Annotated in this window: 25 protein-coding genes and 2 pseudogenes; 16 read left to right on the forward strand and 11 right to left on the reverse strand. The window is 64.7% G+C overall.

The features are described 5' to 3' along the window. Nucleotides 1–436: 436 nt before the first annotated feature. Together DFR24_RS16735 and DFR24_RS16740 are read right to left on the reverse strand one after the other, a co-directional pair. Nucleotides 437–1249 carry a TetR/AcrR family transcriptional regulator gene (locus tag DFR24_RS16735; protein ID WP_133882590.1) on the reverse strand — a complete coding sequence of 271 codons (813 nt, stop codon included), beginning with the start codon at nucleotides 1247–1249 and terminating at the stop codon, nucleotides 437–439. 120 nt (nucleotides 1250–1369) lie between these two features. Then, nucleotides 1370–2257 (reverse strand): LysR family transcriptional regulator, encoded by an 888-nt coding sequence (locus DFR24_RS16740; RefSeq protein WP_133882591.1) that lies wholly within the window; start codon nucleotides 2255–2257, stop codon nucleotides 1370–1372. 111 nt (nucleotides 2258–2368) lie between these two features. Between DFR24_RS16740 and DFR24_RS16745 the strand changes: the two genes are divergently transcribed. From DFR24_RS16745 to DFR24_RS16760, 4 genes are read left to right on the forward strand one after another with little or no spacing between them, the layout of a single operon-like run. Next, the gene (locus DFR24_RS16745) at nucleotides 2369–3034 is read left to right on the forward strand and encodes a glutathione S-transferase family protein (RefSeq protein ID WP_133882592.1); all 666 of its coding nucleotides are present in this window, start codon (nucleotides 2369–2371) and stop codon (nucleotides 3032–3034) included. 37 nt (nucleotides 3035–3071) lie between these two features. Further along, the gene (locus DFR24_RS16750; protein ID WP_133882593.1) at nucleotides 3072–3758 is read left to right on the forward strand and encodes an SDR family oxidoreductase; all 687 of its coding nucleotides are present in this window, start codon (nucleotides 3072–3074) and stop codon (nucleotides 3756–3758) included. 43 nt (nucleotides 3759–3801) lie between these two features. Further along, a complete protein-coding gene (locus DFR24_RS16755) occupies nucleotides 3802–4656 on the forward strand; it encodes a glutathione S-transferase C-terminal domain-containing protein (RefSeq protein WP_133882594.1) in 855 nt (284 codons plus the stop codon). Beyond that, nucleotides 4653–5456 carry an SDR family NAD(P)-dependent oxidoreductase gene (locus tag DFR24_RS16760; protein WP_133882595.1) on the forward strand — a complete coding sequence of 268 codons (804 nt, stop codon included), beginning with the start codon at nucleotides 4653–4655 and terminating at the stop codon, nucleotides 5454–5456. The genes DFR24_RS16755 and DFR24_RS16760 overlap by 4 nt, the downstream gene beginning before the upstream one ends. 262 nt (nucleotides 5457–5718) lie before the next feature. On the opposite strand, the pseudogene DFR24_RS16765 reads toward DFR24_RS16760, so the two are convergent. Next, nucleotides 5719–6042, reverse strand: a pseudogene (locus DFR24_RS16765) (2-oxo acid dehydrogenase subunit E2); the annotation flags it as partial. 232 nt (nucleotides 6043–6274) lie between these two features. On the opposite strand from DFR24_RS16765, the gene DFR24_RS16770 reads away from it, so the two are divergent. Next, nucleotides 6275–7102 (forward strand): hypothetical protein, encoded by an 828-nt coding sequence (locus tag DFR24_RS16770; RefSeq protein ID WP_133882596.1) that lies wholly within the window; start codon nucleotides 6275–6277, stop codon nucleotides 7100–7102. Nucleotides 7103–7283: 181 nt separating this feature from the next. Here the strand turns inward: DFR24_RS16770 and DFR24_RS16775 are convergent, their stop codons facing one another. Then, the gene (locus tag DFR24_RS16775) at nucleotides 7284–9047 is read right to left on the reverse strand and encodes an N-acyl-D-amino-acid deacylase family protein (RefSeq protein ID WP_210772532.1); all 1764 of its coding nucleotides are present in this window, start codon (nucleotides 9045–9047) and stop codon (nucleotides 7284–7286) included. A 211-nt stretch (nucleotides 9048–9258) separates the two neighbouring features. Here DFR24_RS16775 and DFR24_RS16780 point away from each other — a divergent pair, with 211 nt between their 5' ends. Then, complete coding sequence (locus DFR24_RS16780; protein ID WP_133882597.1) at nucleotides 9259–9468, forward strand: hypothetical protein; 210 nt, start codon at nucleotides 9259–9261, stop codon at nucleotides 9466–9468. 40 nt (nucleotides 9469–9508) lie between these two features. Here the strand turns inward: DFR24_RS16780 and DFR24_RS16785 are convergent. Then, nucleotides 9509–9997, reverse strand: a pseudogene (locus DFR24_RS16785) (AMP-binding enzyme); the annotation flags it as partial. 106 nt (nucleotides 9998–10103) lie between these two features. Continuing rightward, the gene (locus tag DFR24_RS16790; protein WP_133882599.1) at nucleotides 10104–11150 is read right to left on the reverse strand and encodes a phenylacetaldoxime dehydratase family protein; all 1047 of its coding nucleotides are present in this window, start codon (nucleotides 11148–11150) and stop codon (nucleotides 10104–10106) included. Nucleotides 11151–11359: 209 nt separating this feature from the next. On the opposite strand from DFR24_RS16790, the gene nthA reads away from it, so the two are divergent. The 6 genes from nthA (at nucleotide 11360) to DFR24_RS16820 (ending at nucleotide 15848) form a co-directional block, all read left to right on the forward strand. Next, nucleotides 11360–11959: a nitrile hydratase subunit alpha gene (gene nthA, locus DFR24_RS16795; RefSeq protein ID WP_133882600.1), complete on the forward strand. Its 600-nt coding sequence runs from the start codon at nucleotides 11360–11362 to the stop codon at nucleotides 11957–11959. Nucleotides 11960–11977: 18 nt separating this feature from the next. Beyond that, nucleotides 11978–12625 carry a nitrile hydratase subunit beta gene (gene nthB / locus DFR24_RS16800; RefSeq protein WP_133882601.1) on the forward strand — a complete coding sequence of 216 codons (648 nt, stop codon included), beginning with the start codon at nucleotides 11978–11980 and terminating at the stop codon, nucleotides 12623–12625. Beyond that, the gene (locus DFR24_RS16805) at nucleotides 12618–12836 is read left to right on the forward strand and encodes a hypothetical protein (RefSeq protein ID WP_133882602.1); all 219 of its coding nucleotides are present in this window, start codon (nucleotides 12618–12620) and stop codon (nucleotides 12834–12836) included. Before nthB ends, DFR24_RS16805 begins: the two co-directional genes overlap by 8 nt. Then, on the forward strand, nucleotides 12833–14296 hold the full coding sequence (locus DFR24_RS16810; RefSeq protein WP_133882603.1) for an amidase: 1464 nt from the start codon (nucleotides 12833–12835) through the stop codon (nucleotides 14294–14296). The genes DFR24_RS16805 and DFR24_RS16810 overlap by 4 nt, the downstream gene beginning before the upstream one ends. 63 nt (nucleotides 14297–14359) lie before the next feature. Further along, on the forward strand, nucleotides 14360–15292 hold the full coding sequence (locus DFR24_RS16815; RefSeq protein WP_133882604.1) for an AraC-like ligand-binding domain-containing protein: 933 nt from the start codon (nucleotides 14360–14362) through the stop codon (nucleotides 15290–15292). Between the two features lie 67 nt (nucleotides 15293–15359). Further along, nucleotides 15360–15848 (forward strand): nuclear transport factor 2 family protein, encoded by a 489-nt coding sequence (locus DFR24_RS16820; protein WP_162851275.1) that lies wholly within the window; start codon nucleotides 15360–15362, stop codon nucleotides 15846–15848. 16 nt (nucleotides 15849–15864) lie between these two features. On the opposite strand, the gene DFR24_RS16825 is transcribed toward DFR24_RS16820, so the two are convergent. Both DFR24_RS16825 and DFR24_RS16830 read right to left on the reverse strand, forming a co-directional pair. After that, entirely contained in the window at nucleotides 15865–18228 is a 2364-nt protein-coding gene (locus DFR24_RS16825) for a fatty acid cis/trans isomerase (RefSeq protein ID WP_210772534.1), read from the reverse strand. 323 nt (nucleotides 18229–18551) lie between these two features. After that, entirely contained in the window at nucleotides 18552–19508 is a 957-nt protein-coding gene (locus DFR24_RS16830) for an iron-containing redox enzyme family protein (RefSeq protein ID WP_133882606.1), read from the reverse strand. A 337-nt stretch (nucleotides 19509–19845) separates the two neighbouring features. On the opposite strand from DFR24_RS16830, the gene DFR24_RS25365 reads away from it, so the two are divergent. The 3 genes from DFR24_RS25365 to DFR24_RS16845 all read left to right on the forward strand — a co-directional run bounded on the left by DFR24_RS25365 (nucleotide 19846) and on the right by DFR24_RS16845 (nucleotide 21969). Further along, on the forward strand, nucleotides 19846–20082 hold the full coding sequence (locus tag DFR24_RS25365; RefSeq protein WP_210772535.1) for a DUF4142 domain-containing protein: 237 nt from the start codon (nucleotides 19846–19848) through the stop codon (nucleotides 20080–20082). A 102-nt stretch (nucleotides 20083–20184) separates the two neighbouring features. Then, nucleotides 20185–21345 (forward strand): mechanosensitive ion channel family protein, encoded by a 1161-nt coding sequence (locus tag DFR24_RS16840; protein WP_133882608.1) that lies wholly within the window; start codon nucleotides 20185–20187, stop codon nucleotides 21343–21345. A 204-nt stretch (nucleotides 21346–21549) separates the two neighbouring features. After that, nucleotides 21550–21969: a low affinity iron permease family protein gene (locus DFR24_RS16845; RefSeq protein ID WP_133882609.1), complete on the forward strand. Its 420-nt coding sequence runs from the start codon at nucleotides 21550–21552 to the stop codon at nucleotides 21967–21969. Nucleotides 21970–22004: 35 nt separating this feature from the next. Here DFR24_RS16845 and DFR24_RS16850 read toward each other — a convergent pair whose 3' ends face one another. After that, a complete protein-coding gene (locus DFR24_RS16850) occupies nucleotides 22005–23315 on the reverse strand; it encodes a phosphoribosylglycinamide synthetase C domain-containing protein (protein WP_133882610.1) in 1311 nt (436 codons plus the stop codon). A gap of 59 nt (nucleotides 23316–23374) precedes the next feature. After that, complete coding sequence (locus tag DFR24_RS16855) at nucleotides 23375–23578, reverse strand: hypothetical protein (RefSeq protein ID WP_133882611.1); 204 nt, start codon at nucleotides 23576–23578, stop codon at nucleotides 23375–23377. A gap of 146 nt (nucleotides 23579–23724) precedes the next feature. Between DFR24_RS16855 and DFR24_RS16860 the strand changes: the two genes are divergently transcribed. After that, the gene (locus tag DFR24_RS16860; protein ID WP_133882612.1) at nucleotides 23725–24252 is read left to right on the forward strand and encodes a hemerythrin domain-containing protein; all 528 of its coding nucleotides are present in this window, start codon (nucleotides 23725–23727) and stop codon (nucleotides 24250–24252) included. Nucleotides 24253–24353: 101 nt separating this feature from the next. Here DFR24_RS16860 and DFR24_RS16865 read toward each other — a convergent pair whose 3' ends face one another. After that, the gene (locus tag DFR24_RS16865) at nucleotides 24354–25241 is read right to left on the reverse strand and encodes an SDR family oxidoreductase (RefSeq protein ID WP_133882613.1); all 888 of its coding nucleotides are present in this window, start codon (nucleotides 25239–25241) and stop codon (nucleotides 24354–24356) included. Nucleotides 25242–25261: the final 20 nt, after the last annotated feature.

A 25261-nucleotide genomic window follows, 5' to 3' on the forward strand; every position in this document is an offset into this window, starting at 1 on the left:
ATCGTGCGGCGTGGTGAGCGTCTTGGCGCGAAACACCTTGGCACCATAGATCACGCACGCGTCGGTGAGCGTTCCGCCGTTATCGATACTGATCAACATGGACATCGAGTCCACCTCTTCTGTGTTGAGAGCGTCCAAGACTGACGCGCTGGATGAGTGCTAAAGCGGCGGAAAAACTCCGCGATGCGTTTCTGAACCGGAACATCGCGAAGCGGCCCGACGCTCTGCCGAGCTGTTTCCCGCCGCAGTCCCGCGAGCGCCCCGACCGTCGGTGCGCTCTGCGTTGCGTTGCGAGCGAGCCGAACAAGAGAAGGACAGTCAGAGATCTACTGTGCGATGTGGAGCGAATGGTGGAGTGGACACCAAATTGGGTCAAGCCAAAGTGGCCTAGGGCGAGCCCTATGGAAGCCGATCGTGTCGTTTACAACGTCGGCCTTCAGCGACGCGCGGGTCGCTTCACACCCTTCCGCGGAGTTGTGGCGGCGGCCTTGGACGGACCCTGAACCGTTCCTGGAGACTCCGAAGCCCCATGCAGCCGCGTTGCCCGGTCCGAACGCGACCCCCGCTGAGAGCCCGGCGTGAGGTGACGCAGAAAGGTGTGCTGACGCGGGAGTTGCCGACTGATCTCGCTCAGCCGGTTCAACAGCCGGCTCTGGTTCGATTTCTTCGACGCACCCAGAACCGTCAGAGCGCTGGCGTAAAGCGCTTGGGTCCGAAATCCCTCGTCGTCCAGATCCCCGTGCACCCACGTGTAGAAGCTGCCGATGAAGCCGAGCATCAAGGTCCGCGGCAGCACATCACTCTCGACCGACTCGGGCGGAACCGCCTTGGACGTCGCAGCGACCTCTACGGAATGACGCCAGAAACTGAGCGACCGATGCAGGAACCAAGGGCGATGCAACTCATCGCGGGTTCCCAGGAAAACGAGGAACAACTCACGAAACACGATGGGATCGGACAGAAATGCATCGACGACGAAATCGGTCGCCTCGATGACATGCTCGAGAGGATCCGGGCTCACGTAGCGCCGAACGCCGATGAAAAGATCGTCGAGCAGACGACTGAGGAGCGCGTAGAACAGTCCGTCCTTGCTGCCAAGGAGATTGAAGACCGTCGTCGGCGCGACCTTCGCGCGCACGGCCACGTCCTTCATCGTGAACCCGGTGTCGCCCGTCTCCCGGATGATCTCGCGAGCGGCGTCCAGAATTCGGGTGAGGCGCTCTGCGGTATGTCGCTTTAGGGCTGGCATGCGATGGGTCGGAATGTTGTCGCCATGGTAGGCGAATGACGCACTACGAAACGAGTCTGCGCCTCGCTGTGCGGACGGCCCGCATCGACCTCCATTCGCTGGAGTTGCCGGGTGACGCCACTACCGTCGGCCCGACGCTCGCTGAGGCATTCGGCTCAGGAACGTCTCGAGCTCGGCCCGAAAAAAGCGCATGAACGATCGAACCCGCGCGGACTTTCGCAGGTCCCCGTGAGTGAGTATCCAGAGGTTGAAGTCCGGCTCGGAGCGGATATCCGTGATCCGCGTCAGTTCCGCCCGGAATTCGCCGACGAGGCACGGAAGCACGGCGGCACCGAGGCCCGCTCCCGCTGCTTCGTAGAGCGCTGCCGCAGAATCGAATCGGTAACGGCACTCCGCGTCCGGATTGATGGTGCGAAGCCATCGCGAAATGGGCGACGCCCCGCGCTTGGACACGAAGTCGATCCATTCGTACGCACTTGCCGGCTTGGCCCGGACCGCGGTGTCCTTGCGGGTATACCCGGCAAACGAGACAGGCCCCATGTTGATCCCCGTCAGGTAGGAGGGCGGTGAGGCCGTCGCCCGGATGACGACGTCGGCGTCACTGTGCTTCAGGTTGGCAAGGTCATCGGTGATGGATACCTCCACGCCCACGCCTGGGAACTTGACCGCAAACCGCTCGAACATCTGCGGCAGCACGTAGAGGCCCATCAACTGCGATGTACTCACCCGGATCGTCCCCTGAAGCTTGGTGTCGGATCCCACCACCCGCCGCTCGAGGGCCAACACCTCGGCTTCGATCCTCCGGGCCGCTTCCGCCAGCTCCCTGGCAGACGAGGCAAGGTGATAGCCATCGCGCCGGCGGGTGAACAGTCGAACGCCCACCGCCTCTTCGATCTGGGCAAGCCGACGGTGCGCCGTGGAGTAATTGATCTCCAGAACACGAGCAGCGCCCGCCAGACCGCCTTCGCGTTCGACCGCCAGGACGAACTGCAGATCATCCCATCTCATCGCTGACCCCCTGTGCAAACGCGCACATTATGGTCCCGCTTCTGCCGACTGTGCCGGCGCGTGTCGCTGCTCTACCGTAACGCCACACTCTCCCGAGCCTCTGGCCGCTCCATGATCGAGCTCTACACCTCGCCCACGCCCAACGGACACAAGGTGTCGATCCTGCTGGAGGAGCTGGGCGTCCCCTACGCCGTCAATGCGATCGACCTGGGGAAACTCGATCAGAAGACTTCCGAATACCTCGGCATCAATCCCAACGGGCGCATCCCGACCATCGTCGATCGCGAAAATCGCGACTTCGCGGTGTTCGAGTCCGGCGCCATCCTGATCTACCTCGCCGAGAAGCATGGTCGCTTCCTTCCGCGAGACATCGAGGGCCGCTCACGGGTCATCCAGTGGGTGATGTGGCAGATGTCGGGCCTCGGACCGATGCAGGGACAGGCGAACGTATTCCTGCGCTACTTCCCTGAAAAGCTGCCCAGCGTGATCGAGCGTTACCAGAAGGAGTGCCGCCGGCTCTACGGGGTGCTCGACAGCCGCCTGTCGGATCGAACCTACATCTGTGACGAGTATTCGATCGCCGATATCGCCTGCTGGTCGTGGATCAACTATCACGAATGGGCCGGCCTCTCGCTGGATGAATTTCCCGCACTGAAGGCCTGGTTCAAGTTGATCGAGGCGCGTCCGGCCGTCCAGATCGGACTCACCGTTCCCGGAGGACGCAAGACCGAAGTCCGGGAGCTTCTGGAAGCCGCCAAGAAGATGATCCGCACGTGATCGGCAGTCGCACCGAAGCGGCCAACCGGGGATTGGAATGACGACATACGTGGTGACTGGCGCCGATCGCGGAATCGGAGCGGCGATGTGTGCAGTGATTGCCGAGCGCGGCGACAAGGCAATTGCGGCTTGCCTGGGCCATGGCCGGGAGCTGGTGGACGCTCCGAACCTCGACATCGTCACCGGCGTCGACGTGGCATCAACGGAAGGGGTTCGGCGCCTCACGCAGCACATCGACACCCGGCAGATCGATGTCCTGATCAACAACGCCGGACTTGTCACGGACCAGATGCTCGGCCAGTTCGACTACGACGCGATGATGCGCGAGTACGCCGTCAACGCGCTCGGCCCTCTACGGGTCACGGAAGCGCTGCTTCCCCGGATCGGACGCGGCGGGAAGGTTTGCATCATCAGCAGCAGGGTGGGCTCCCTGTCGGAGAACGGCATCGGCGGTCTCTACGGATACCGGATGTCGAAGGCGGCCGCGAACATGGCCGGCCTCAATCTTTCGCATGAGCTCAAGACGCGCGGAATCGCCGTGCTCTGTCTGCACCCCGGGAGCGTACGAACAGAGATGACCGCCGGGCTTGCCGACCAGGCGACGGTGGGAACGCTTGCGGCTCCCCGGGACGCAGCCCGCGCGCTCCTCGAGCGTATCGACGAACTGAACCTGGAGACCACGGGACAGTTTCGCCACGCGAACGGCCAGATGCTGAGCTGGTAACGGACAAGCGGCCGGAAGTGCCGCACTTTTGGAAGAGATCGACATGATGAAGCTGTATGGATATTTGCCGACGTGGGGACTGTCCGACATGAGCCCCTACGTGTCTTACACCGATGCATTCCTGAGGATGGCCGGGATTCCTTTCGAACCCATCGTCCTGGAGAAGGGCGATCTCACGAGAACCCCGAAGGGCAAGCTGCCGTGGATCATCGACAGCGATGGGACCAGCGTCTCCGACACGCAGCTGATCCAGTTCTACATCGAGGAGAAGTACAACAACCCTCTCGATGGATGGCTGTCAGACGAGCAGAAGGGAACGGTCGATCTGATCCACCGCATGTTCGGCGAATGCTGGTACTGGATGGCCGTGCAGACGCGCTACCGGCGCGATGAGGATTTCGCCATCTACGATCCGCTCTGGGTGAAATTTCTGGCGTGGCTTCCAGAAGAGCAGCGACGTGCGCCCGTCGAATCCTTCCGCGATCACCTGCTGACCCAGTTCTGGCATCACGGCACGGGCCGCAACACCGAACAGGAAGTCGAGCTGATCGCGCGCCGGCTGACCGACTCGCTGTCGAAGATGCTCGGCGACAAGCCGTACCTGTTCGGCGACAGGCCCTCTTCGCTGGACGCGAACATGTACGCGGGGCTGGCGCACTGCGCGATGACGCCGTTCCCCAGTCCGATCGGGCAATACATCCGATCCAAGCCGAACCTTCGCGCGTTCCTGGATCGGGTGTTCGACAAGTACTACCCCGAGCTTCGGAAGGACCGCGAGGAAGGAGAGGCGTATCTCGCCGAGAACCTGCAGAAGCCGCGGCTGAACGATGCCAGAGCGGATCAGCGCCTCGATGCGCTGTTCAGACAACCCTATGACGGTCCAGGAGTGACGCGATGAGCACCAACATCTCGAGGAAGCTGCAAGGCCGCCAGGCGCTGATTTCAGGTGGTGCTTCGGGCATCGGCGAGGCCACCGCGCGGCTGTTCGCCGCCGAGGGCGCCGCGGTGATGATCGCCGACATCGACGATGCCAATGGTGAGCGCGTCGTGCACGAGATCCGCCAGGCGGGCGGCCTGGCGCATTACCGCTCGGTCGATGTGACGGATCGAACCGCCGTCCGCCGAATGGTCCACGACGCGGCGGTCGAGCTCGGCGGACTCAGCATCCTGTTCAACAACGCGATGACCAATCCGAGCGCCGACTACACCGAAGACCAGCGATGGAACCTGATGCTCGAGAGCGGCCTGTCCGCATACTGGGCAGCGGCGATGGAAGCAGCGCCCATCCTGGCGCGGTCGGGACACGGCGCCATCGTGAGCAACGCGTCGATCGCAGGCGCGCGCATGGGAATTGAATTCGCGAGCGAAGCCTACAGCGCCGCCAAGGCCGGGGTCCTCGGCCTGAGCCGAAAACTCGCCAAGCGCTTCGGCCCCGATGGTGTGCGATCCAACGTGATCTGCCCCGGGATCATCGAAACGCCGCGCTGGCGCGGTCCGGGCATGCCTGAACCCCAGTTCGCGCGACGCTGGAGACAGATGGCGCCGCTAGGTCGTTTCGGCCGTACCGACGAAGCAGCACGCCTCGTCCTGTTTCTCGCCAGCGACGACGCTTCCTACATCACCGGCCAGGACATCGCGATCGACGGCGGATTCACGATGGCCATGCGTTTCGAATCCGTCGATTTCGATTCGGAGTAGCGACGAGCTTATTTCCAGAGCTGTCTTCACCACTCGAGCCCATCCCGATCGTCCTGCGCAGACCAGGGACCTTGCGGTTGGTTCTGGCCCTCGGTGTGGAAATCGCTCGTCGGCATGCTCGCCCGTTTGCCGGCGTGTCATGTCCCGTTCGATTTCCGCCCCATAGGTGGTGGCGATAAATTTCGGTCAACGTCAGAAGCCCGTGGTCGCGCGCCCTGGAAAGTGCCTTGACGCCCGAATTGGGCAGCGCCTCTCCGATTTCTCAGACGTCCATGAATATCGTCGCAGGATTCTCCAGCAGCGACTTCATCTTCTGGATGAACGAAGCCGCGTCGAATCCGTCGACGATGCGATGATCGAACGACGACGACAGATTCATCATCGTCCGGACGATGACCTGACCGTTCTTCACGACGGGACGCTCGACCATCTTGTTCACGCCGATGATGGCGACTTCGGGAGCGTTGATCACCGGCGTCGTCACAATGCCGCCCAGGGCGCCCAGGCTGGTGATGGTGATCGTGGAGCCCGACAGTTCTTCGCGCGTACCTTTGCCGGCGCGGGCCGCATCGGCCAGTCGTTTGATTCAGCGCAGGAAGTTTGTGCAGATTGTTCGCACAACCGCACAGGCGATCAGTCGATGGCGCTCGCCTGGAAATCGCCGAGCCGCTGGATATTGGAAACGGCTGCCGAGCGTATGCCTGCGTACGGACGAGCCAGTGAGGCGAAGGGCGACCCGGGGTCGAAGTGGGCCAACGCACAGACGGACCACCCGATGACGCGCACGCTCGCCTCTCGCCAACGCTGGACGAGCCCTCATGAACACCTTCCTGTCTTCCACGACCGCCACTCATGGCGTGACAATCTCCGGCACGCCACGCCCGGCAACGAGGGCGTCGAACAGGTCAGACGCGATGAGGGATCCGATCGCCGAACGCGCTCGGGCAGCAGGCGCGCCTTCGGAGATGCCCGCGGTCGAGCCGAAGCGTCCGAAGTTTCGGGCAAAGAACAACTCGGGCGCAGCCACCGCGCCTATCGCCTCCGCTGGCGGACCGATCAATCCGCCGCCGACGTCGGCTCTCGCTCGCATGCAGCGGACGTATCCCAAAACGTTGATCGCTTCCAGGACATTCCTCGTGACCGGCCTTTTCAATGACCGACTGACCGCCGAACGCGCATGTCAGTCCGTCACGGAACGAGGATACGGCCTGTCCGAAATCAATTTGCTGATGTCGAACGAGACACGAGGTCAGCATCTTCGGGAAGAGATGGCAGAAGAGCGAACCGACGGCCTATCCGCTCGAGGCGCAGACGCTCGAGCTTCGGTTGGCGAGATTGCAGGTGCGGTCGCAGCGGCGGCAGTCCGCTTCGAAAGAACCCAGATGCTCCCGGGTCTGAGTCTGGTGATAGCGGGGCCGCTCGCAACAGCGTCAGCAAATACCGGAGGATCGCCGGCGAAGGTCGGCCTCCTGGGGACCCTCGGCGCATGGAACATTCCGGAGAAGCGAGTGATGGATTACGAGGCCGCGCTGAGGCAGGGAAAGATCCTGATGGCCGTAAAACCACGCACCGTCGCCGATGCCAATCACTTCGAGCAGGCCTGGAGCAAAGACGACGCGGACCTGTGGGGCCGCGTGAGCGAATAGCGGCCCGCGCCTGGCCCTCGGGCCCGCGTTCTTCCGCAGGCCCAATCGGTGCCGCTTAGTACGTCTCTGGTCCACTAGAGGAAGACGGGGCCGAGCGCGCGGTTGCCTTGCCACGCTCTTGTCGATGCAGCGCGCGACGACGCGCGGTCGTGTGGTCGCCGCCACTCACGTCTTGCGCCGCTCAAGCCAACTCCGTCTCCACCGCCTCCGCCGTCACCTTGGCGGCACGACGCACCCGCGTCCTGCCCCTGGCGCCGCCGTGGCGCAGCAGCTTGCCCGCATGGGCCGCGGTCTGCTGATCGTCCCTGATGGTGACTTCGCCGTTGACCAGGATCCAGCGATACCCGCTGGCGCGCTGGATGCGCCGCCACTCACCACCCGGAAGGTCATGGGCGATTTCTTCGGGCAGCACGCGCAGGTTCTCGTAGTCGTACACGACGATGTCGGCGGGCGCGCCTTCCTTGATCACGCCGCGATCGTGGAAGCCCGCGACCTGCGCCGGTAACGCCGCGAGGCGCCAGTGCGCGTCCTCGAGCGAGATCATCTGGTGCTCGCGCACGATCTTGCAGATCGTCTCGGTCGGATAGCGGCCGGCGGTCAGAAAACGGGTGTGGGCGCCGCCGTCCGACACACCGAACAGGATGCAGGGATCGTCCACGATCTCTTTCAGGTGCTCGATCTTGCCGTTGGGTGGCGCGGCGAAGAATTCGGTCCTGAGATCTTCTTCCACCGCCATGTCGAGCATCACATCCACCGGGTGCTTGCCCATTTTCTCGGCGGCATGATGCAGCGTGTGATCGAGGTACGCCTTGTTGTGCTCCTGCTGCGGGCCGACGATGACGATGTCGGCCAGGGGTCCGATCGCAATCCGGGGCAGGTTGTCGCGCAGCGCCTGGCGGCGCGCCGGATCGGCCAGCTTGGCCTTGCGCTCCGCGACGGTCCCCGTGGTCGCTTCCATCCACGCCGGCACATCGTCGAACAGATTCCATTCCTCGAACGTGAACGTGAATCCGGCATCCGTCGTCATGCCCTGCCCGATCACGCGAATCCCGCGACGGCGGCAGCTCTGCAACCACTCCAGCGTTCGGCGATGAATCTCGGGCCGATAGTCGAACGCCTGTACGACGTTCATCAGCATCGGGCGGCCGGCGATCTCGGCCAGTTCTTCGTAATGCCGGCGATCGCGCTTGTTGTCGCCCGAGACCATCGTCATCTGCATGAAGCCCTCGTTGCGGTCGCGCAGCACGCGCGCGAGCACACGACAGGTTTCGTCATGCATCACATCGGTCGGCATCGGCGAGCCGTCGAAGTCGCGCTGCGTGGCCGAAGGACCCGTCGGCAGCAGCCGCTGCGCCGACCAGCCACACGCGCCGGCGTCCATCGCCTCGTTGAGCAGGCGCGCCATCTCGGCGTGTTCGGCATCGGTGGGAAGGCGGCCTGCCTTCGCCGCCTCGAGACCCATCACCCAGACCAGCAGCGGACCGGCCGGCATGTACGGCAGGATGTTCACGGCCTTGGGCGTACGCTCGAGGCTGTCGAGGAATTCTGGGAACGTGACCCAGTCCCAGGGCATGCCGGCTTTCATCGAGGCCAGTGGAATGGCTTCGACGCGAGTCATCGACAGCATCGAACGCTCGCGCATCTCCGGCTTGACCGGCGCGAAGCCGAATCCGCAATTGCCGATGGCGACGGACGTGATGCCGTGCCAACTCGACAGCGTGCAATACGGATCCCAAAACACCTGGGCGTCGTAGTGGGTGTGCAGGTCGACGAAGCCGGGCGCGACGATCAGCCCGGTGGCGTCGATCACGTCGAGGCCGAGCTTCGCGTCGATGTGCCCGATCTTCGCGATCTTGCCGCCCTTGATACCGATGTCCGCGCGATAACGCGGAACACGGGTGCCGTCGACGATCATGCCGTTCTTGATGACCCGGTCGTAGCGCATGATGCACCTCCAGAATCCACGAGTCCGATTATGCAGCGGGCCTCTGGCGGCACGAATAGGCGCTTCCCCTACATCGCGCGGCCTTCTTCCCGAGGCCAAACCGTTCGCCGTCTTCCGTGCGACCGCGCCCCGAGAATCCCGGGATGAGGATCAATGGCGAATCGGCATCGGTCGTTTGCTAGGATCGGACGTCGATTCACGCGAGAAGACGATGAGGAAACGAACCTCGAAACCTTCGGCTGCTGTCGCCGCAAAGCCCGCCATCGAAGAGAAGATTCCCGCGAAGAACCCCGCACCCGAAAGCGCGGTCGATCCTGTGCCCAGGAAAAGCCCGCTCGACGCCATTGCACAGGCTCAGAAAGGACAGTATTCGGCGGAAGCCATGTGGAAATCTGCTGGGCGCTTCGCCAGATTGCGCTGAGGGGACGGCATCTTCCTGCACGTCGTTCCGATCGCGCCGCTCAGACGCTTTCGGGCGAGGACGTCACCCAGGGCCGGCACTGCTCACGCAGCTCCGCCTTTCGAACCTTTCCCGTCACCGTCATCGGGAAGCTGTCCATGCAGCGGACGTACTTGGGCACCTTGTATCTGGCGATGCGTCCTTCGCAGTAGGACTTGAGGCTTTCCGCTGACAACACGTCCGCGCCTTCACGCAAACGGACGCAGGCGACGAACTCTTCGCCGAACTTCGAATCGGGGACACCCACGACATGGACTTCGGCGAAGTCGGCGTGCGTGTACAGGAACTCTTCGATCTCGCGCGGATAGATGTTCTCTCCGCCCCGAATCACCATGTCCTTGCTGCGACCGACGATGACGACGTAGCCCTCTTCGTCCATGACCGCGAGATCGCCCGTGTGCAGCCAGCGGCGCGGATCGATCGTCTCGGCCGACTTCGCAGCGTCTTCCCAGTAGCCCCGCATCACCGAATAGCCGCGCGTGCAGAGTTCGCGTGCCTGCGCAGGTTGTCGCCGATCGTCTCCCCGAGCAGCGGCAGATCGGAGGACCCGCTCGCGTAAGCAGGCGTCGTCGAAGCGCTACCGCCCGTGCTTTGGCTCACGCGTGTCCGGTGACCAGGCCCGCTGGAACAAGGTCGTCGAGCAAGGTCAGGAAGCCCGTGCGGTTGTGGCAATTGATGTACTCGGCCTTCAGGCCACCCTTGGGCACCACGAACACCTCGTGCCACATCGGCACGTCCCAGGTCTGTCCTTCCTTGACCGCCGTCGCCGCCTTGAAGAACGCACCGTAGATCGCGAGGTGGCTCGGGTCCGAGCGCGCCCAGCTCAGCAGATCGTCGAGCGACAGGAACCACGCAACGGCGTCGGCACGACCGATCGGAGATCCTTCGGGCGATTGCCCTTCGATGGCGCGGGACGTGATGCAGCCGAGTTCCGGGTGCTCTGCGAGATGGCGGGTGCCGGCCTCCTTCACGCCTGCGACTTCGGACAGGTAAATGTGTCCGAACTGAGGCGAGTTGCGCCAATCCTCATGATGGCGCGCCATGCACACGTTCGCCGGCGCGGTGACGGAAACGCGTTTGCCCTGCGTGGGCGCTCGCGTGGGTCGGTACGCGGAGCGGTCGGGTTTCAGGTCCTCGTCGCCGAGTGCAGGCAGGCGGTCGCGCACCGCCCCCCAATAATCGTGCTGCGCGCACACCACCATCTTGCCGTGCCGCGCCATGCCCGTCTGATCGAACTTGCCGGGATCGTGCGTCGTGTACAGCGTGTCGATGTATTCGGCCGGCACGTGCGCGGACTCGCGCCAGTATCCAACCGGCCCGCTCGACGGCCGACCCGCCCAGAAGGAGCGCACGGCCGGTTGGTCCGCCCATCGCTTGTACGAGACGGGATCGAACCAGTAGGCGATCCACGTGACGTTCGTTGCGCCCGTCTCGTCGAGAAACAGGCCGCGACACTGTTCATCGGGCTTGGGTTCGACGGCGAGCAGATCCTGTAATTCGGCGGCAGCGTCCATCGCGACTCGCGGGCTCGCGGCCTGTACGCCCATTTGCACGAACTGCAGCGTGCGCACATGCGCCGGCAGTTCGAGATTCCAGAGTTCGAACCGCGGTGCCGGCCGGGCCGGGTGATCCTGCTTTCCCATGGAAGACGCTCCTCGGCGTTTCTGCTTCGTCGAAGCTTAGGATCGGTCGCCAACGCGCACTGGCCTGCCTGCGCCAGCGAAATGGACTGGCCCGGACATTGGCACGCAGGAGCCATTTCCGTTGGCCGCCGCAGACAAGCACGGCGGCCGGTACGGACCTACTGTCGTTGCGCGGTTCGCGTCCTACCCGCCCATTCGAGCCCAGACCCATGCGAGCAGAGCACCCTCTTCCGATGGCCCCGATCGCCCGTCGCGCGCACGCGCTCAAGGAAGCGCTCGATCGAAAGAAGCTGATCCCGGAGGGCTTCATCGAGAATTTCACGAAGCTGATGGAGGTCGATTGGGATCCGGCCAACGGCGCGCGCGTCGTGGCGCGTGCCTGGGTGGATCCGGCGTTCCGTACGTTGCTGATCAAGGATGGGACACGCGCGTGCGAGCAGTTCGGCTACACGGGTCCGCAGGGCGAGTACATCGTGGCGCTCGAGAACACGCCGACGCTGCAGAACGTCATCGTCTGCACGCTGTGCTCCTGCACGGCCTGGCCGGTGCTCGGGCTCCCGCCTGACTGGTACAAGAGCTTCGAGTACCGCTCGCGCGTCGTACGCGAATCGCGTTCGGTGCTGCGCGAGATGGGCCTGGACCTTCCGGAATCCGTCGAGATCAAGGTCTGGGACACGACAGCCGAGACCCGCTACATGGTGCTGCCGTTCCGGCCTGCCGGCACCGAGGGCTGGAGCGAAGAGAAGCTCGCATCGATCGTGACCAAGGACGTCCTCATCGGCGTCGCGCGCCCCCTCGCCAACGCTTAGGGCCTGGAGAGAAAGCACATGGACGGAATCCACGATCTGGGCGGCACGGACGGTTTCGGCACCGTTCCGCATCACGTCAACTCGCAGAGCTACAAACCGGTCTTCCACGAGCCCTGGGAACATCTCGCCTACAGCCTGTTGTTCCTCGGCGCAGACCATCTCAAGACGTTCAACGTCGACGAGCTGCGCCACGCGATCGAACGCATGGAGCCGCGGCAGTATCTCGCCGCCCCCTATTACGACCGCATCGTCGTGGGGACGGCATCGCTCTACGTCGAGAAAGGCGTGCTGACGCAGGCCGAACTCGAAGCGCTCGCAGGCGGAGCCTTTCCGCTGGCGCGTCCGCAGACCGAAGGACGCGCGGCGCGGCCGACACGATCCCACTTCGAAGTGGGCGACGAGGTCATCGCCACGCGCGACTTCATCCGCGGCCACACCCGCATGCCCAAGTATGTGCGTGGCAAGAAGGGGCGCATCGTCCATCGCACGAGCGTGGAATGGCCGTTCCCCGACGCCGCCGGCCACGGCCGCGAAGCATTGCGTCAGCCGACGTATCACGTGTCATTCGACGCGAAGGATCTCTTCGGCGATGGCGCGGAAGCCTCGTCGGTGGTCGTCGATCTCTGGGAGGGTTATCTCGAAAAAGCCGGAGCCCCGAATGTCTGATTCGGCGAAGACGTCTCCTGGCGCCACCGCCTTCCGCGGCCTGCTGGCGGCATCGGGCCTCGATCTGTCCGAAGACCGCGCGCAGGCCGCCGCCGAGGTGCTGGCCGCTTGGATTCCCGCCTGTCTCGAACTCAACGAGAAGATGGGCGCGCCGACGCGACGAACCCTGGTCCCGATCACGGTCCTGGCACACGCTTCTGCCGCGCAGTGAGCACGACGTCCGACGATCCGTTGAATCTGACGCTCGCCGAGGCAGCTCGCGCCATCCGGACGCGCGAAGTCTCGCCGGTGGAGCTGGTGCGCGGCTGTCTCGCCAGGATCGAGGCACACGACGACGGGCTGCGGGCCTGGATCACCGTGTGCGACGAGGAGGCGCTCGACGCGGCCAGAAGCGCCGAGCGTGAAGTGCGATCGGGCGCCCGCTCGAAGCCGCTGCTCGGCGTGCCCATCGCGCTGAAGGACAACATCGCGACGCGAGGCCTGCGAACGACCGCGGGCAGCAAGATCCTGTCCGACTGGATTCCCGACGAAGATGCGACCGTCGTGGCACGGCTACGCGAAGCCGGCGCCATCATCCTGGGCAAGCTCAACCTCCACGAGTTCGCCTGGGGCGGCACATCCGACAACCCGCACTACGGCACGGTGCGCAATCCCTGGAATCCGGATCGCTTTCCTGGCGGATCGAGCGGCGGCAGCGGCGTCGCCGTCGCCGCGCGCATGTGCTTCGGTGCGCTGGGCACGGATACCGGGGGCTCGATCCGCCTGCCGTCCGCCATCAACGGAATCACCGGCATCCGGCCCACCTACGGTCGCGTCAGCAATCACGGCATCGTGCCGCTGGCGTGGAGCATGGACACCGCAGGACCCATGGCCCGGACTTCCGAAGACTGCGCCGTGCTCTTCGACGTCATCGCCGGGCACGATCCTCGTGATCCGACGACGGCGAATCGCGCGGCGCCGCCCTGCGTGCCGACGCTGCGCGGCTCGTTGCGCGGACTGCGGATCGGGGTGATCCCCGGGTACTTTTTCCATCACCTGCAACCCGACGTGGAAAGCGCCGTTCGCCGCGCCCTGTCGGCATTCGAGGAGCTGGGCGCGGTGATCGTCGATGTCCCGATCGAGAACATTCACGGCAACATCTCTGCACAGCTCACGATCGAATCCGCCGAACCCAGCACCTACCACCAGCGCTGGCTGCGCGAACGGCCGCAGGACTATGGCGCGGATGTGCGGACGCTGCTCGAAGTCGGCGAGCTGATGCTCGCCACCCACTATCTGCAGGCGCAGCGGTATCGCACGCTGCTGCGTGAGGAGTTCCTGCAGGCCTTCCGGAACGTCGACGCGTTCGTGTGCCCGACGCTTCCTTTCACGGCCACGCCCGTCGGCGCCACCACGGTACGGATCGAAGGCGACGTCGAAGAGAGCATGCTCTCGGCGATCATGCAGTTCACCGGCGTGGCCAGCCTCACGGGTCTTCCGGCCATGAGCGTGCCCTGCGGGTTCGACTCGGAAGGACTTCCGGTCGGCATGCAGCTGATCGGCCGTCCGTTCGAGGAATCGCTGCTGTTCCGAATGGCGGCCGAATACCAGGGCGTCACCGACTTCCATCGTCGCGCTCCCGATCTCGCGACCCGAGGCGCGTCGAAGGCGCCGCCGGGTCGGCCCGACTAGATTCTCCTGCCCGATTCTTGCTCAATACCGGCAGGCACTGCGGATCAGGGCAAGGTGAAGGTCATGATGATCTACCAGACGGCGAACGTCCCCGAGAGCGCCCAGTTCGGCTACTGGCACGACGTCATCTGCCGGCATTTCGTGCCGGCGGACAGTCGCCTCGAACGCAGCGACGCGTTTCCCGCCACGTTCAGCACCAACGCGCTGGGCTCGTACCAGATCAGCCGGCTGGCGGCGCCGCGCCACCTGTGGACCCGCACCACGGAAAATGTCCGCAAGGCGCCGCACGACGAGTTCCTGCTGAGCCTCAAGCTGAGCGGCAGCACCTGTCTGGGCCAGGGCGGTCGCGAAGTCGTCCAGCAGGCGGGCGAGCTTGCGCTGTACGACACCGGGCGGCCTTTCTCGTATCTGCTCGATTCCGACATCGTGCTGCTGAAGATTCCGCGGCACGAGATGGAAATGCGATTGCCGCAGGCGGGTCGCTTCGCGGCCGCCGCGTTCGGACATCGATCGTCGGTCGGGAAACTCGCGTCGCGGCTGGTTCGCGAATCACTGGATCTCGACGTCGCGTCGAGCACCGCCGCAGCCGAACGCATGGGCGACTGCCTGGTGGACGCCGTGTCGGCCGCCATCGAGTACGAACTGGCCGGCGAGTTCGCGATCCAGCGATCGGAAAAGCGGTTGCTGGATACCGTCAAGGCCTACGTCCTGTCGCACCTGGGCAACCGCGCGCTCGATACCGCGCGCGTTGCCGGGCGCCACGGCATTTCGATTCGAACGCTGAACCGCCTGTTCGCGGCGGAAGGCACCACGCCGATGCGCTGGATCTGGTCTCAGCGGCTGGCGGCCTGCCACACCGCGCTTTCGCAGCATGGCGAACACCGGATCACCGACATCGCCTACGACTACGGTTTCGCCGACCCCTCTCATTTTTCGCGCGCCTTCAAGGCTGCGTACGGACTGCGCCCGGTCGATATCGCGAAGAAGCGCCCCTAGCCGCGCGGCCGCCGAAAACACACGCGAGATCACCGCAATCTCGCGATCAGCAAACGAGGAGAACCCGATGTCGAACGTCCGGACAGAAGACACGCTCGCGATCACCCGCACGATCCAGCTCGTCGCGCGCGCCTACGATCACAAGCGCCATCGCGAATTGCTGCCGACGCTCTACGTCGAGAAGGCGCGTCAGCATTACTGGTTGCTCGGGCATTTCATCGACTTCTCGTTTCCCGAAGGCATCGACCGGCTCGTGCACTACCACGAGCGTTGCTGGGCGACACAGCACCTCGTCGCTCCGCCGACGATCGCTTTCGAGGGCTCCGATCTTGCTCGCGTCGAGAGCCCCGTCCATGCCGTGCATGTGCAGATCCATCACGACGGCCGGCGCACGAACTGGCTGCTCGGCGGCTACTACCTCGACGTCATGCTGCGCCAGCCGGACGGTTCGTGGCTGATCCGCGAGCGTGAAGCACACGTGACGTACGAGAGCGGGGAATTCGTCGAGGAGGTGCGACTGTTTCCAGTGCTCGCCGATTACCGCACGCCTCTTTAGGAGGCGTGTCCCGGGATCACAGGTTCACATACCGGTTCATGTCGAAGAGCCCGGCCTCGGTTGGATCCGTCCTCTCGAGATAGCGCGTCAGATCGTGGAAGACGGTCCAGAAATCGGGACGCGTCCGGCGCACGCCCCAGCGTTCCACGACCCTTTCGAAATCGGCGGGCGTTTTCACTGACGACAAGGCGTCGACGAATGCCCCGACTTCGACTTGCGGAAGATCGAAGAGGAAATTCGGATAGCTGCCGATCGTCCCCTGCACCACGGTGACGGTGTCGCGTCCGGGTTCGAGGCGTCCTTCCTCGCCGAGCAGGAACGCCACGTTCTTGTGCGCGCGGTTGTGCACCAGCGCATAGAGCAGCGTGTCCTTCCCGGGTACGGTCACGCGCAGATAGACGAGTTCCGGCAATAGCGGGATGACCGGCAGGTCATCGCCTGTCTTTCCGGCCAGCCGGCCGAGTTCGGCCAGGGTCTGGCGAACTTCGCGACTCGTCGACGCAGGCTCGCAGCCTCCTTGCGGGCACCGGTTGAGGACGTCTTCGGATCCCATGACCTTCTTCATGTGCTCGAAGAGCTGGTCCGCGAATTCCGCCTTGGGGTCCTTCGTCCGGTAGACGATGCGCGTCGGCGTCTTGTCGTCCGCTTCGGCGTACGTCATGAACAACTTCAACTTACCACCGCCGCGGTACCAGCTCTTGCGCAACTTTTCGCGCGCAGGTCCCGGAAGGAAGCGAAGGAAGTTGTATTCCCCCTCGTTACGGATCAGGTCGAAGTACAGGCGGGTCTGGAGCTGGTGCGAAACGCTGCCGAAGACATTGAAGTTGACGACGAGCTGGTAGTAGCTGCGCTCCAGCAGCGGATAGTCCATGACCCACAGCGTCTCGGGCAGCGTACCGATCAGGCCGTGACGAACAGCCGCGTTGTCGTGATGCCGGAAGATGGTCAGGAGCGCATCGCGATTGGTGCCGTCGCCATCCCACAGATCGTCGAACGAGGGACCCGAGGGCTGATCGCGCGCGTACTCGGCCTGCCGCAGCGCGATGTAGTGATTTCGCTGATCCCGGTAATGCTCCCACTGCTCGACCGTCCCGATCAGATCGGAATCCTGACCCGGAACGCCGATCAGCGGCGTGGCCTTCTGCCGGTACGTGGCGTCGTTCACGTAGCGCTCGGTATCCGGATTCTCGAAGCTCACCCAGAACTGATCGCGAATGACGTCGGTGGCGATCTGTCCCGCGCAGACCGGCCCGCGGATGAACGTGCGGACGAAGTACTCGGCGTTGTCGAGCATGAACTGATAGCGCGCCTTGGCAGGAATCGCCGCGAACGTCGCAAAAGCGTTGGCGCGATCCGTGTCGGTGTAGCCCGGCAAAGTGTCGACGGTCCACGGCGTGCCGAAGAACAGCTCGTCGTAGCGCCGCCGCTTCTGCTCGCCGAGCGCGTAGGTGATGTGGGTCTTCTCGACGATCGTGTCGGTGATCAGCCGGAAGCGATAGAACACCGGCCCACCCGCGTCGCCGTTGGGTGTCGGCGTGGACACCGGCACGAGGTCCTGGCCCGAAGGCGTACGCGAGCGCACGAGTTCGAAGAAGTGGGGCCGGTCTTCCTCGAGAAAGTGGATGTGCGCCAGGAACAGGTGCTCGAACAGATAGCGCGCGACCAGTTGCTCGCGTACGCCCGGGCGATTCAGATACTCCTCCCACTGCCGGATGGCCTTCGATTCAGCGGCCGACGGCATGAGCAGCGAAGGCTCCACGACGCTGCCTTCCTCGGTCCAGGTTTTCAGCGTCTGGAATTCCTTGTCCGTCAGGCCCGTGACCGCCAGCGGCATTCCCTGCAGCGGACGATCCTTCGAATAGCCCTTGAATTCATCCATGGTGGGACATTCATTGGGCCGCTCGCGTCCCAGTTCGATGTCGTCCGGGATCTTTGCATTCGGCGTCCACGGGTTCGCGTGGCCCAGCGCGATCATCTTGTAGAGCAGCGAAGACTGCGTGGCCGTGGCCTTGTCGTCCAACGGCGCGTACTGCGCGGAGAAGAAGCCCATCTGTCGCCAGTCCGAGGTCCGCAAGGCGTCGATGCCCAGCCGCGTCGGCGCCTGGTCCTTGTCACGCGTGCCGTCGTACACCGGGATCTTCGAGGCGCCGCGCTCGACGCCTTGCCAGCTGGTCAGCTTGAGCTGACACGGCGCGTCGTTGCACGAATGGCAGGCCGCGCACTTCTGCTCGAAGATGGGCTGCACATCGGTGCGGTAATGCACCGTCTGCACGGCTGCAGCGGGCGGCGACACTACTTCCTGCAGCGTGGCTGCCCGGCTGCAGGCAAATAGAAGCGCGGCCGTTCCGATGACGGCGATGGCAGTCGTGATGCGGCCCAAGTGTCGCTCCCTGTTTGACGTCCCCCCGGTTCATCGTCAGGACTCCGGGGCACCTCCTCTGCCGGAGGCGACGCGGGAGAATCCGTGACCGACGCCGGGCCAGAATCGTGTGGCGCACGTCGCATAGGTGCCTTCCGTGCCCATGGCATTGTGCGTCAAATGAAGGTCCGGACGACAGGATGCAACCGTCACGGACCTCGCACGTTCAAGCGGTCGGGCGTCCCGAGGGACCGCTGAAGCATCCGCCCATTCGTGCAGAAGACGCGCGGCGGTCCTTGCTCGCATCGGAGGCCAGCGGACGCGCGAGGCGTCGCGCAAGCCCCTTACGCGGCGACTGGAAGCTTGCGACCCTCGCGGACGCTGATCGCTCGCTCTGCCGCGATTCCCAGGTGAGCCCGGTAGCGTTCGAAACACCGTGCGCCGGCCCTCATCCGCATCAGTGCGCCTTCGGCGAGCGCCACGGCGCAATCCGGGTCCCGCTCCACCAGCGGTCCCAGGACTTCCCGGTTCCACGCTTCGGAGTGGCGCACGTCGAGTCCCGCATGGAGCTGGAAATAGCGGCGTCCTGTCGGACTGATCCCGAGGCGCTGCAGACCTTCATTGACCCGCGAGACGCGGCCCGGCGCCGTGAGTTCGACCACGCCCAGCGCTCCGATCGCGTGATAGACGTAACGGCGCGAGCCCGCCATCGCCAGCATCAGGTTGGCCAGTGCAAGCGATTCCCAGACGGTTTCGTCCGGGTCGGGCACGACATCGAGTTCGGCGACGGCGCGATCCAGCATCGGGCCATGCATTCCATCGAGGCGACCCCGTCCCATCTCGTCCCAGTAGTTGCGCGCCATCTCGAGCTTCGGCCCGGCCGGCAGGCGCAACTGCGATAGTGCGACCAGATCGTCGAACCCCGCCTCGCCCGCGGCCTCCTGCTTGATGAACCAGCGCATCGCGGTGACGTCGGCTTCCTGTGCCAGCCACGGGAACAGCGGATCGCCCTGACCCGGCCCGGTCTGCTCGAGCCGCTCGAACCACGCCAGGAACGCGGGAGCCCGTGTCGGTACGTTGCGTGTCCAGGGCGCCACGGCATGCCGCTCGGCTTCGACGAAGCCGACTTCCATGCGCCGGAGCTGCGACTCCGCACGCAGCTCCGCTTCCCAGTCGTCCCCCGGCGGCGCCAGGCGCAGACGATCGTGGTTACGCCGCATCAAGTCGCGATGGAATGCGTTGGCCCACCGGCAAGGATGATCCGAGGCGTCATCGCGTGTGTCGAAAACCTTGGCGTGCATGTTGTCTCCCATCGATCGGCATTGAACGTCGAAGGGAGCCGGAGCACGGGTTATGCCCGGAACAACGAGGGATGTGCGGACGGCAGGACGCGACGGGCCGACGCTTCGCCCGGCAGGTCGACCGATGGCGGAACGACCGGCGAGATCCTCAGGCGGAGCTGGCTGTCCTTGCTGCCGCGCCGGTCGTACGTGTGGATTCCCCTGCGGGACGCGATACGCCTGCGGGCACGTGGAATGCGGCGCAGCGGGATATCGCCTGGAATGCCCCGAACCCGTGTCATCCCCTCCGCACAGCCTCCCCGCTGATCGCGCTTCTCTTTTCAAGAGCCGCGAGACGATGTTCGAGAGTCAGGAGGACGATGGCGCCACCGAGGACGTCGACCACGACTATCGCGCACGGATGATCCGGTCGCACCGACAGGCCGTGTTGCTGTTCGAAGAGGTTTTCCGAAACTCCCGGGATCCTGGAGTGCGCAAGCTCGCCGGCCAGATGCTGCCCGCGTTGCAGCCCCCTAGCTCGCGCGGGCAAACGTCGCGCGGTGACATCCCAGCACGCTGGAAGACTGCGAAGTAATGCCGCGTCCGCGCCCTGTGCCCACGCACACCCTGCCTCGCCTACGCACTGCCATCGAGACGCTCGGCGGGATTTTCGCCAATCGATACCGGAACGCGCGTCATGCCTGCCACAACTGAAATGCCCTGGAGCTTCGTTCTGGAGCAGAAACTCCTGGGCAATTCCGTGTCGGCGTGGCTGATCGCCCTCGGCATCGTATTGGCGTTCGTGCTGGCCGCGCGGGTCGGTCGCACGCACCTCGGCGCGCGCCTGAAGCGATGGGCCGCACGCACCAGCACCGGTGCCGACGACACGCTCGTGCAGGTGCTGAGCCGGACCCGCGCGTGGTTCGTTCTGCTGGCCAGCCTGTTCGGCGGCAGTCACGCGCTCGAGTTCGCGCCTCGCGTGGAACGAATGCTCGAAATCCTCTTCACCGTGGGGTTCGCCATCCAGGTCGGCCTGTGGCTGAGCGTGGCGCTCGACGCGTTCTTCGAGCGCTATCGACGGCGCAACCAGACGGACACCGGCGTCGTCACCGCGATCACGGCGATGGGCTTCGCCGCCCGCGCGCTGCTGTGGTCCCTTTTGCTGCTGCTGGCGCTCGACAACCTGGGCGTCGACATCACGGCGATGGTGGCGGGTCTGGGCATCGGCGGCATCGCCGTGGCGCTGGCCGTGCAGAACATCCTGGGCGATCTCTTCGCCAGTGTCTCGATCATTGTCGATCGGCCTTTCGTCGTCGGCGATTTCATCATCGTCGACGACGACTACATGGGAACGGTCGAGCATGTGGGCCTCAAGACGACGCACGTACGCAGCCTGGGCGGCGAGCAGATCGTCTTTGCCAACAACGACCTGCTCAAGACGCGCGTTCGCAACTACAAGCGCATGTACGAACGGCGGATCGTCTTCACGTTCGGCATCGATTACGCCACGCCCCCGGATGACGTGCAGTGGGTGGCGGAGTTCCTGCGCGAACAGATCTCGAAGATGGAGAACGTGCGCCTGGAGCGCGCCCACTTCTTCAAGTTCGGGGAATCGTCGCTGGACTACGAAGTCGCGTACTGGGTGAAGTCCCCCGACTACGGCGTCTACATGGACATCCAGCAGAACCTGAATCTGCGTCTGATGCAGGCGCTGGCGGCCCGGAAGATCCCGTTCGCGTATCCGACGCGCACCATCAAGATCGAGACCGCGACGCCGGCGCCGCCCTCAGCGGGCGAACCGGAAGTGTCGCCGGCACCCATCAAGGGCCCCGGTCCTCGCCTCGTGCGCGACCACTGAACCGGTTCGAAATGCGCTCTGCCCGGCGGCCTGAATGCCGCCGTGCAAGTTCCAGTGCCTCGCGGCAGCTGCATTCGAGCCCCTCTGCATTTCGGTGTCCCGACAGCGGGTCGCGGCCTCCATCGCGCTCCATTCCGCATCGCGACACTTGGCCCGACCGGTGCAAGGGGCAGATATCTTCTGCCCCGATCGACAGGAACGACCATGACGCACCACGTCTCGTTTTTCACGCGTTTCGCGCAGCGGATCTCGCACGCGGCCGGCGAGCCGTACACCTTCACGACGGGCCTGGGCCTGGTGATCGTGTGGGGGCTGTCGGGTCCGCTGTTCGGGTTCGGCGATACCTGGCAGCTCGTGATCAATACGAGCACGACCATCGTGACCTTCCTGATGGTCTTCCTGATTCAGAACACGCAGAACCGTGACTCCGCGGCCATGCAGATCAAGCTCGACGAGTTGATCCGTGCGACGCCGAAGGCGAGAGACACGCTGCTCGATCTGGAAGAACTGAGCGAAGACGATCTCGAGAAGCTGCGGGCCGAGTACGAACGCCGGGCAGAACGTGCGCGCAAGGCCTTGTCTGCGCGTCGCACACCGGGCACTTCCTCCGAATCCCGACGATAGCGGCCCATGCAAATGCCTCTGCAGGAGCCCGCGCGCTACAAAGCCGGATCAGGACCCTCATCCAGAACGCCCCAGGCTACGAGTCGTCGCATGTCTTCACGGATCAGCGCATCGCCGATGTCGGTCCGATAGCGCAGGTTCGGAATCACGACCTGTGCGGCGAGCCGGTTGGCCTTGCGCTGCGCCTCGCGCAGATCGGCGTCCACACCGGTCACCACCAGCGGGTAACCGCGGCTGCCGCTCACCATCAGCTGGCCCTGCTCGCGTGCAACCTCGGCCAGGTGAATGTGCTGCCCGTCCAGCGGATCCAGCGCGTCCCTGAAAAGGATCGGCACCCGTGCGCACCGCGGCTCGTCGTAGGGGAACGGCGGCGTGGTCAGCACGATGCCGACTGCGTACCCGTCACGCGTGCGAATGGCTTCGCCACGACCGTCGGCCATCTTTCGCAGCACCGTGCCCCATGCGTCCGTCTGCAAGGTTCCGCAGATGGCCGTCCCGGGATAGCCGAACCGGCACGTGAATTCCAGAGGCCAGATGCCCCGCTCGTTGACGATCGTGTTGACGTTGAGCCAGCCGACGTAGCCCGAGTTCTCGAGCGAGGATTCGAGTGGCGCCAGTACACGTTCGAACAGGGTCCGGGAGCGCCGGAAACTGACGACCGTTCCCATCTCGCCGGTCAGTTCGCCCAGATCCCCGGGGAAGAAGCGCTTGTGCTCCCAGTCGATGCACGCGGGCTGCAGGAACCGGTGTCCGTCGAAGTACGCGCCCGTTCCCACTTCCGCGCCTGCGACGTATTCCATCAGTACGAACGCCGGCGGCACATCGCCGACGCGACGTCTCTCGATGGCCAGCATCGCGATCAGGTCCTCACCACTATCGAGCTGGCCGACGTAGTTGCGCGTCGATGCCGAGTGCCCGCTGCAGATCTTGTAGACGTAACGTCCGGGCTGACGCCGGACGAATTCGATCGCGACCGTGTGATCGACGAAGCGATGCGTCGCGGCGGTCTGCAGCCCCAGCTGCCGCAACAGGAGCTGGCCATAGTCGCGATCTTCCTCGAGCCGGTCGCCCCACGCGCTGCCGCCGATCACGCGAAATCCCTGTGCACGCAGCGCGTCCTGTACGGCGCCGTGCGTGGCCGTCTCGAAGACGATGAGGCCTTCGGCGCCGGCCGCGCGGATCCACGGCAGCTGCGCCGACCACTCGTCGCTGCGCTCGATCAGACCCTCGAGGATCCCAACCGAGTCGGCACTGGTGCCACTGACGCGCACCTCGTGGCCTTCCTGGCAAAGCCGCAGATACACGGACCCCAGGCAGAGATCGTCACCGACGCCGAGGATTCGCATTTATTTCGGGAACGCGTCAGCGACATGCGGTGGGATACGGACCTGTGGGACCGCCCCGTTTACGGCGCAGCACGCGGACGGCTGGAATCGAGAACGGTGCGGTCGTCGTCGATCGTGCCGTCCTGGCGATCCTGCTGCGTCTTCACTTCCCGCTCGATGGGGCCGCTGTCCGCCTGTCGCGCGTTGTCAGCCCGCTCCCGCTCGCTCGTCTTGCCGTCGCCTTCCGGCTTCACGTCGGCGCGATATTGCTGAGGCTGTGTCATCGGAGTTCCTGCAAATGAGTGGCGACGACATGCCGAGCGCAGGCGCCGTGCCTGCATCGGGGCTCCGAGCGATCGCCCGGGCACGCTGGTTGCGCGGCGGGTGTCACCTACCGGCGCATTCGCCCGGAAATCTGAGGAGACATTGGATGGCTGATCAAGACACCGCGGTCGAGCTGGACGCGATCGAACTTCTGAAAGCGGACCATCGCAAGGTCGAAGCCTTGTTCGACGAGTACGACGCGCAATCGGGCAAGAGCGCAAAACTGCGCATCGCGCGGAAGATCTGCGAGGAACTCGACGTCCACGCAAAGATCGAGGAGAAAATCTTCTATCCGACCTCGAAGGCCAAGGCCAAGGAAGCCAAGGACGACGTCAACGAGGGCGTGGTCGAGCACCAGGGCATCAAGATGCTGGTCAAGCAGATCTCCAGGATGTCGGCCTCGGACGAGTACTTCGATTCGAGCGTCACGGTGCTCAAGGAGTACGTGAAGCATCACGTCAAGGAAGAAGAGACGGAGATGTTCCCGAAGATCCAGAAGAGCCGCGTGGACCTCGACGCTCTCGGCGAACGCCTGGCCGCAGCCAAGGCACGCCTGACGGGCGCCTCGTCGGGGCGCAAACCCGTCCGCCGCGCGCCGGCGAAGAAGGCTGCCGCGGCCAAGCGTCGCGCGTAACCTGCCTTGACGTCGGCGACGGGCGCTCTCCGCGGCTCGTCGCCGACGCACAGCGCCGGGGACGCACCGGCTGGCGCATCGGTCCGGCCATCCGCGAGGACTCAGATCGGCGTCTTGCCGCCGGTTGCACCGAAGACTTCTCCGGTGACGAAGCTGGCGTCGTCGGAAGCCAGGAAGACGAACAGTGCGGCCTGCTCGACCGGCTGCGCCGGCCGCTTGAGCAAGGTGTCGTGGCCGAAGTTCCGGACCTTCTCCTCGGGCAGCGTCGACGGGATCAGCGGCGTCCACACCGGGCCCGGCGCCACCGCGTTGACGCGCACGCCCTTGTCGGCGAACAGGCCCGCGAAGCTCTTCGTCAGGCTGGAGATCGCACTCTTGGTCGATGCGTACAGTGCCAATTGCGGCGTCGGCGACAGTGCCTGGATCGAACTGGTGTTGATGATGCAGGCGCCGGGACGCAGGTGCGGTGCGGCGGCCTGTGTCAGGTAGACCGTGCCGAACACGTTGGTCCGGAAGGTGCGCTCGACATCCTCGAGCGGAATCTGCTCGATCGATGCATGCGAGCGCTGGTAGGCCGCGTTGTTGATCAGGATGTCGAGACCGCCAAACGCCTCCACGGTGTTGTCGACGAGTTCCTTGCAGAACGCCGCGTCGCCGACGTCGCCCGGGATCGAGCGGCACTGCCCGCCTTTCTCCTTCACCAGCCGGCAGGTTTCCTCGCCGTCGTCGGCATCGGCTTCGAGCGACGTGATGACGATCTTCGCGCCTTCCTGCGCATAGAGCAGCGCCACCGCTCGCCCGATTCCGCTGTCCCCGCCGGTGATCATCGCGACACGATCCTTGAGGCATTGCTTGCCGGTGTAGCCCTTCTCGCCGTGGTCCGCCTTCGGCACCATCCGGTCCTCGTCGCCGGGCGGTGACTGCGGTGGCTGGGGAAACGGGGGTTTGGGTCCACGTTCACGCGGATCGTGCAGACGGGCTTTGCTCACGGCGTACTCCGGAATCGAAA

The sequence above is a fragment of the Panacagrimonas perspica genome, assembly GCF_004364935.1.
GTDB classification, from domain to species: Bacteria; Pseudomonadota; Gammaproteobacteria; order Nevskiales; family Nevskiaceae; genus Panacagrimonas; species Panacagrimonas perspica.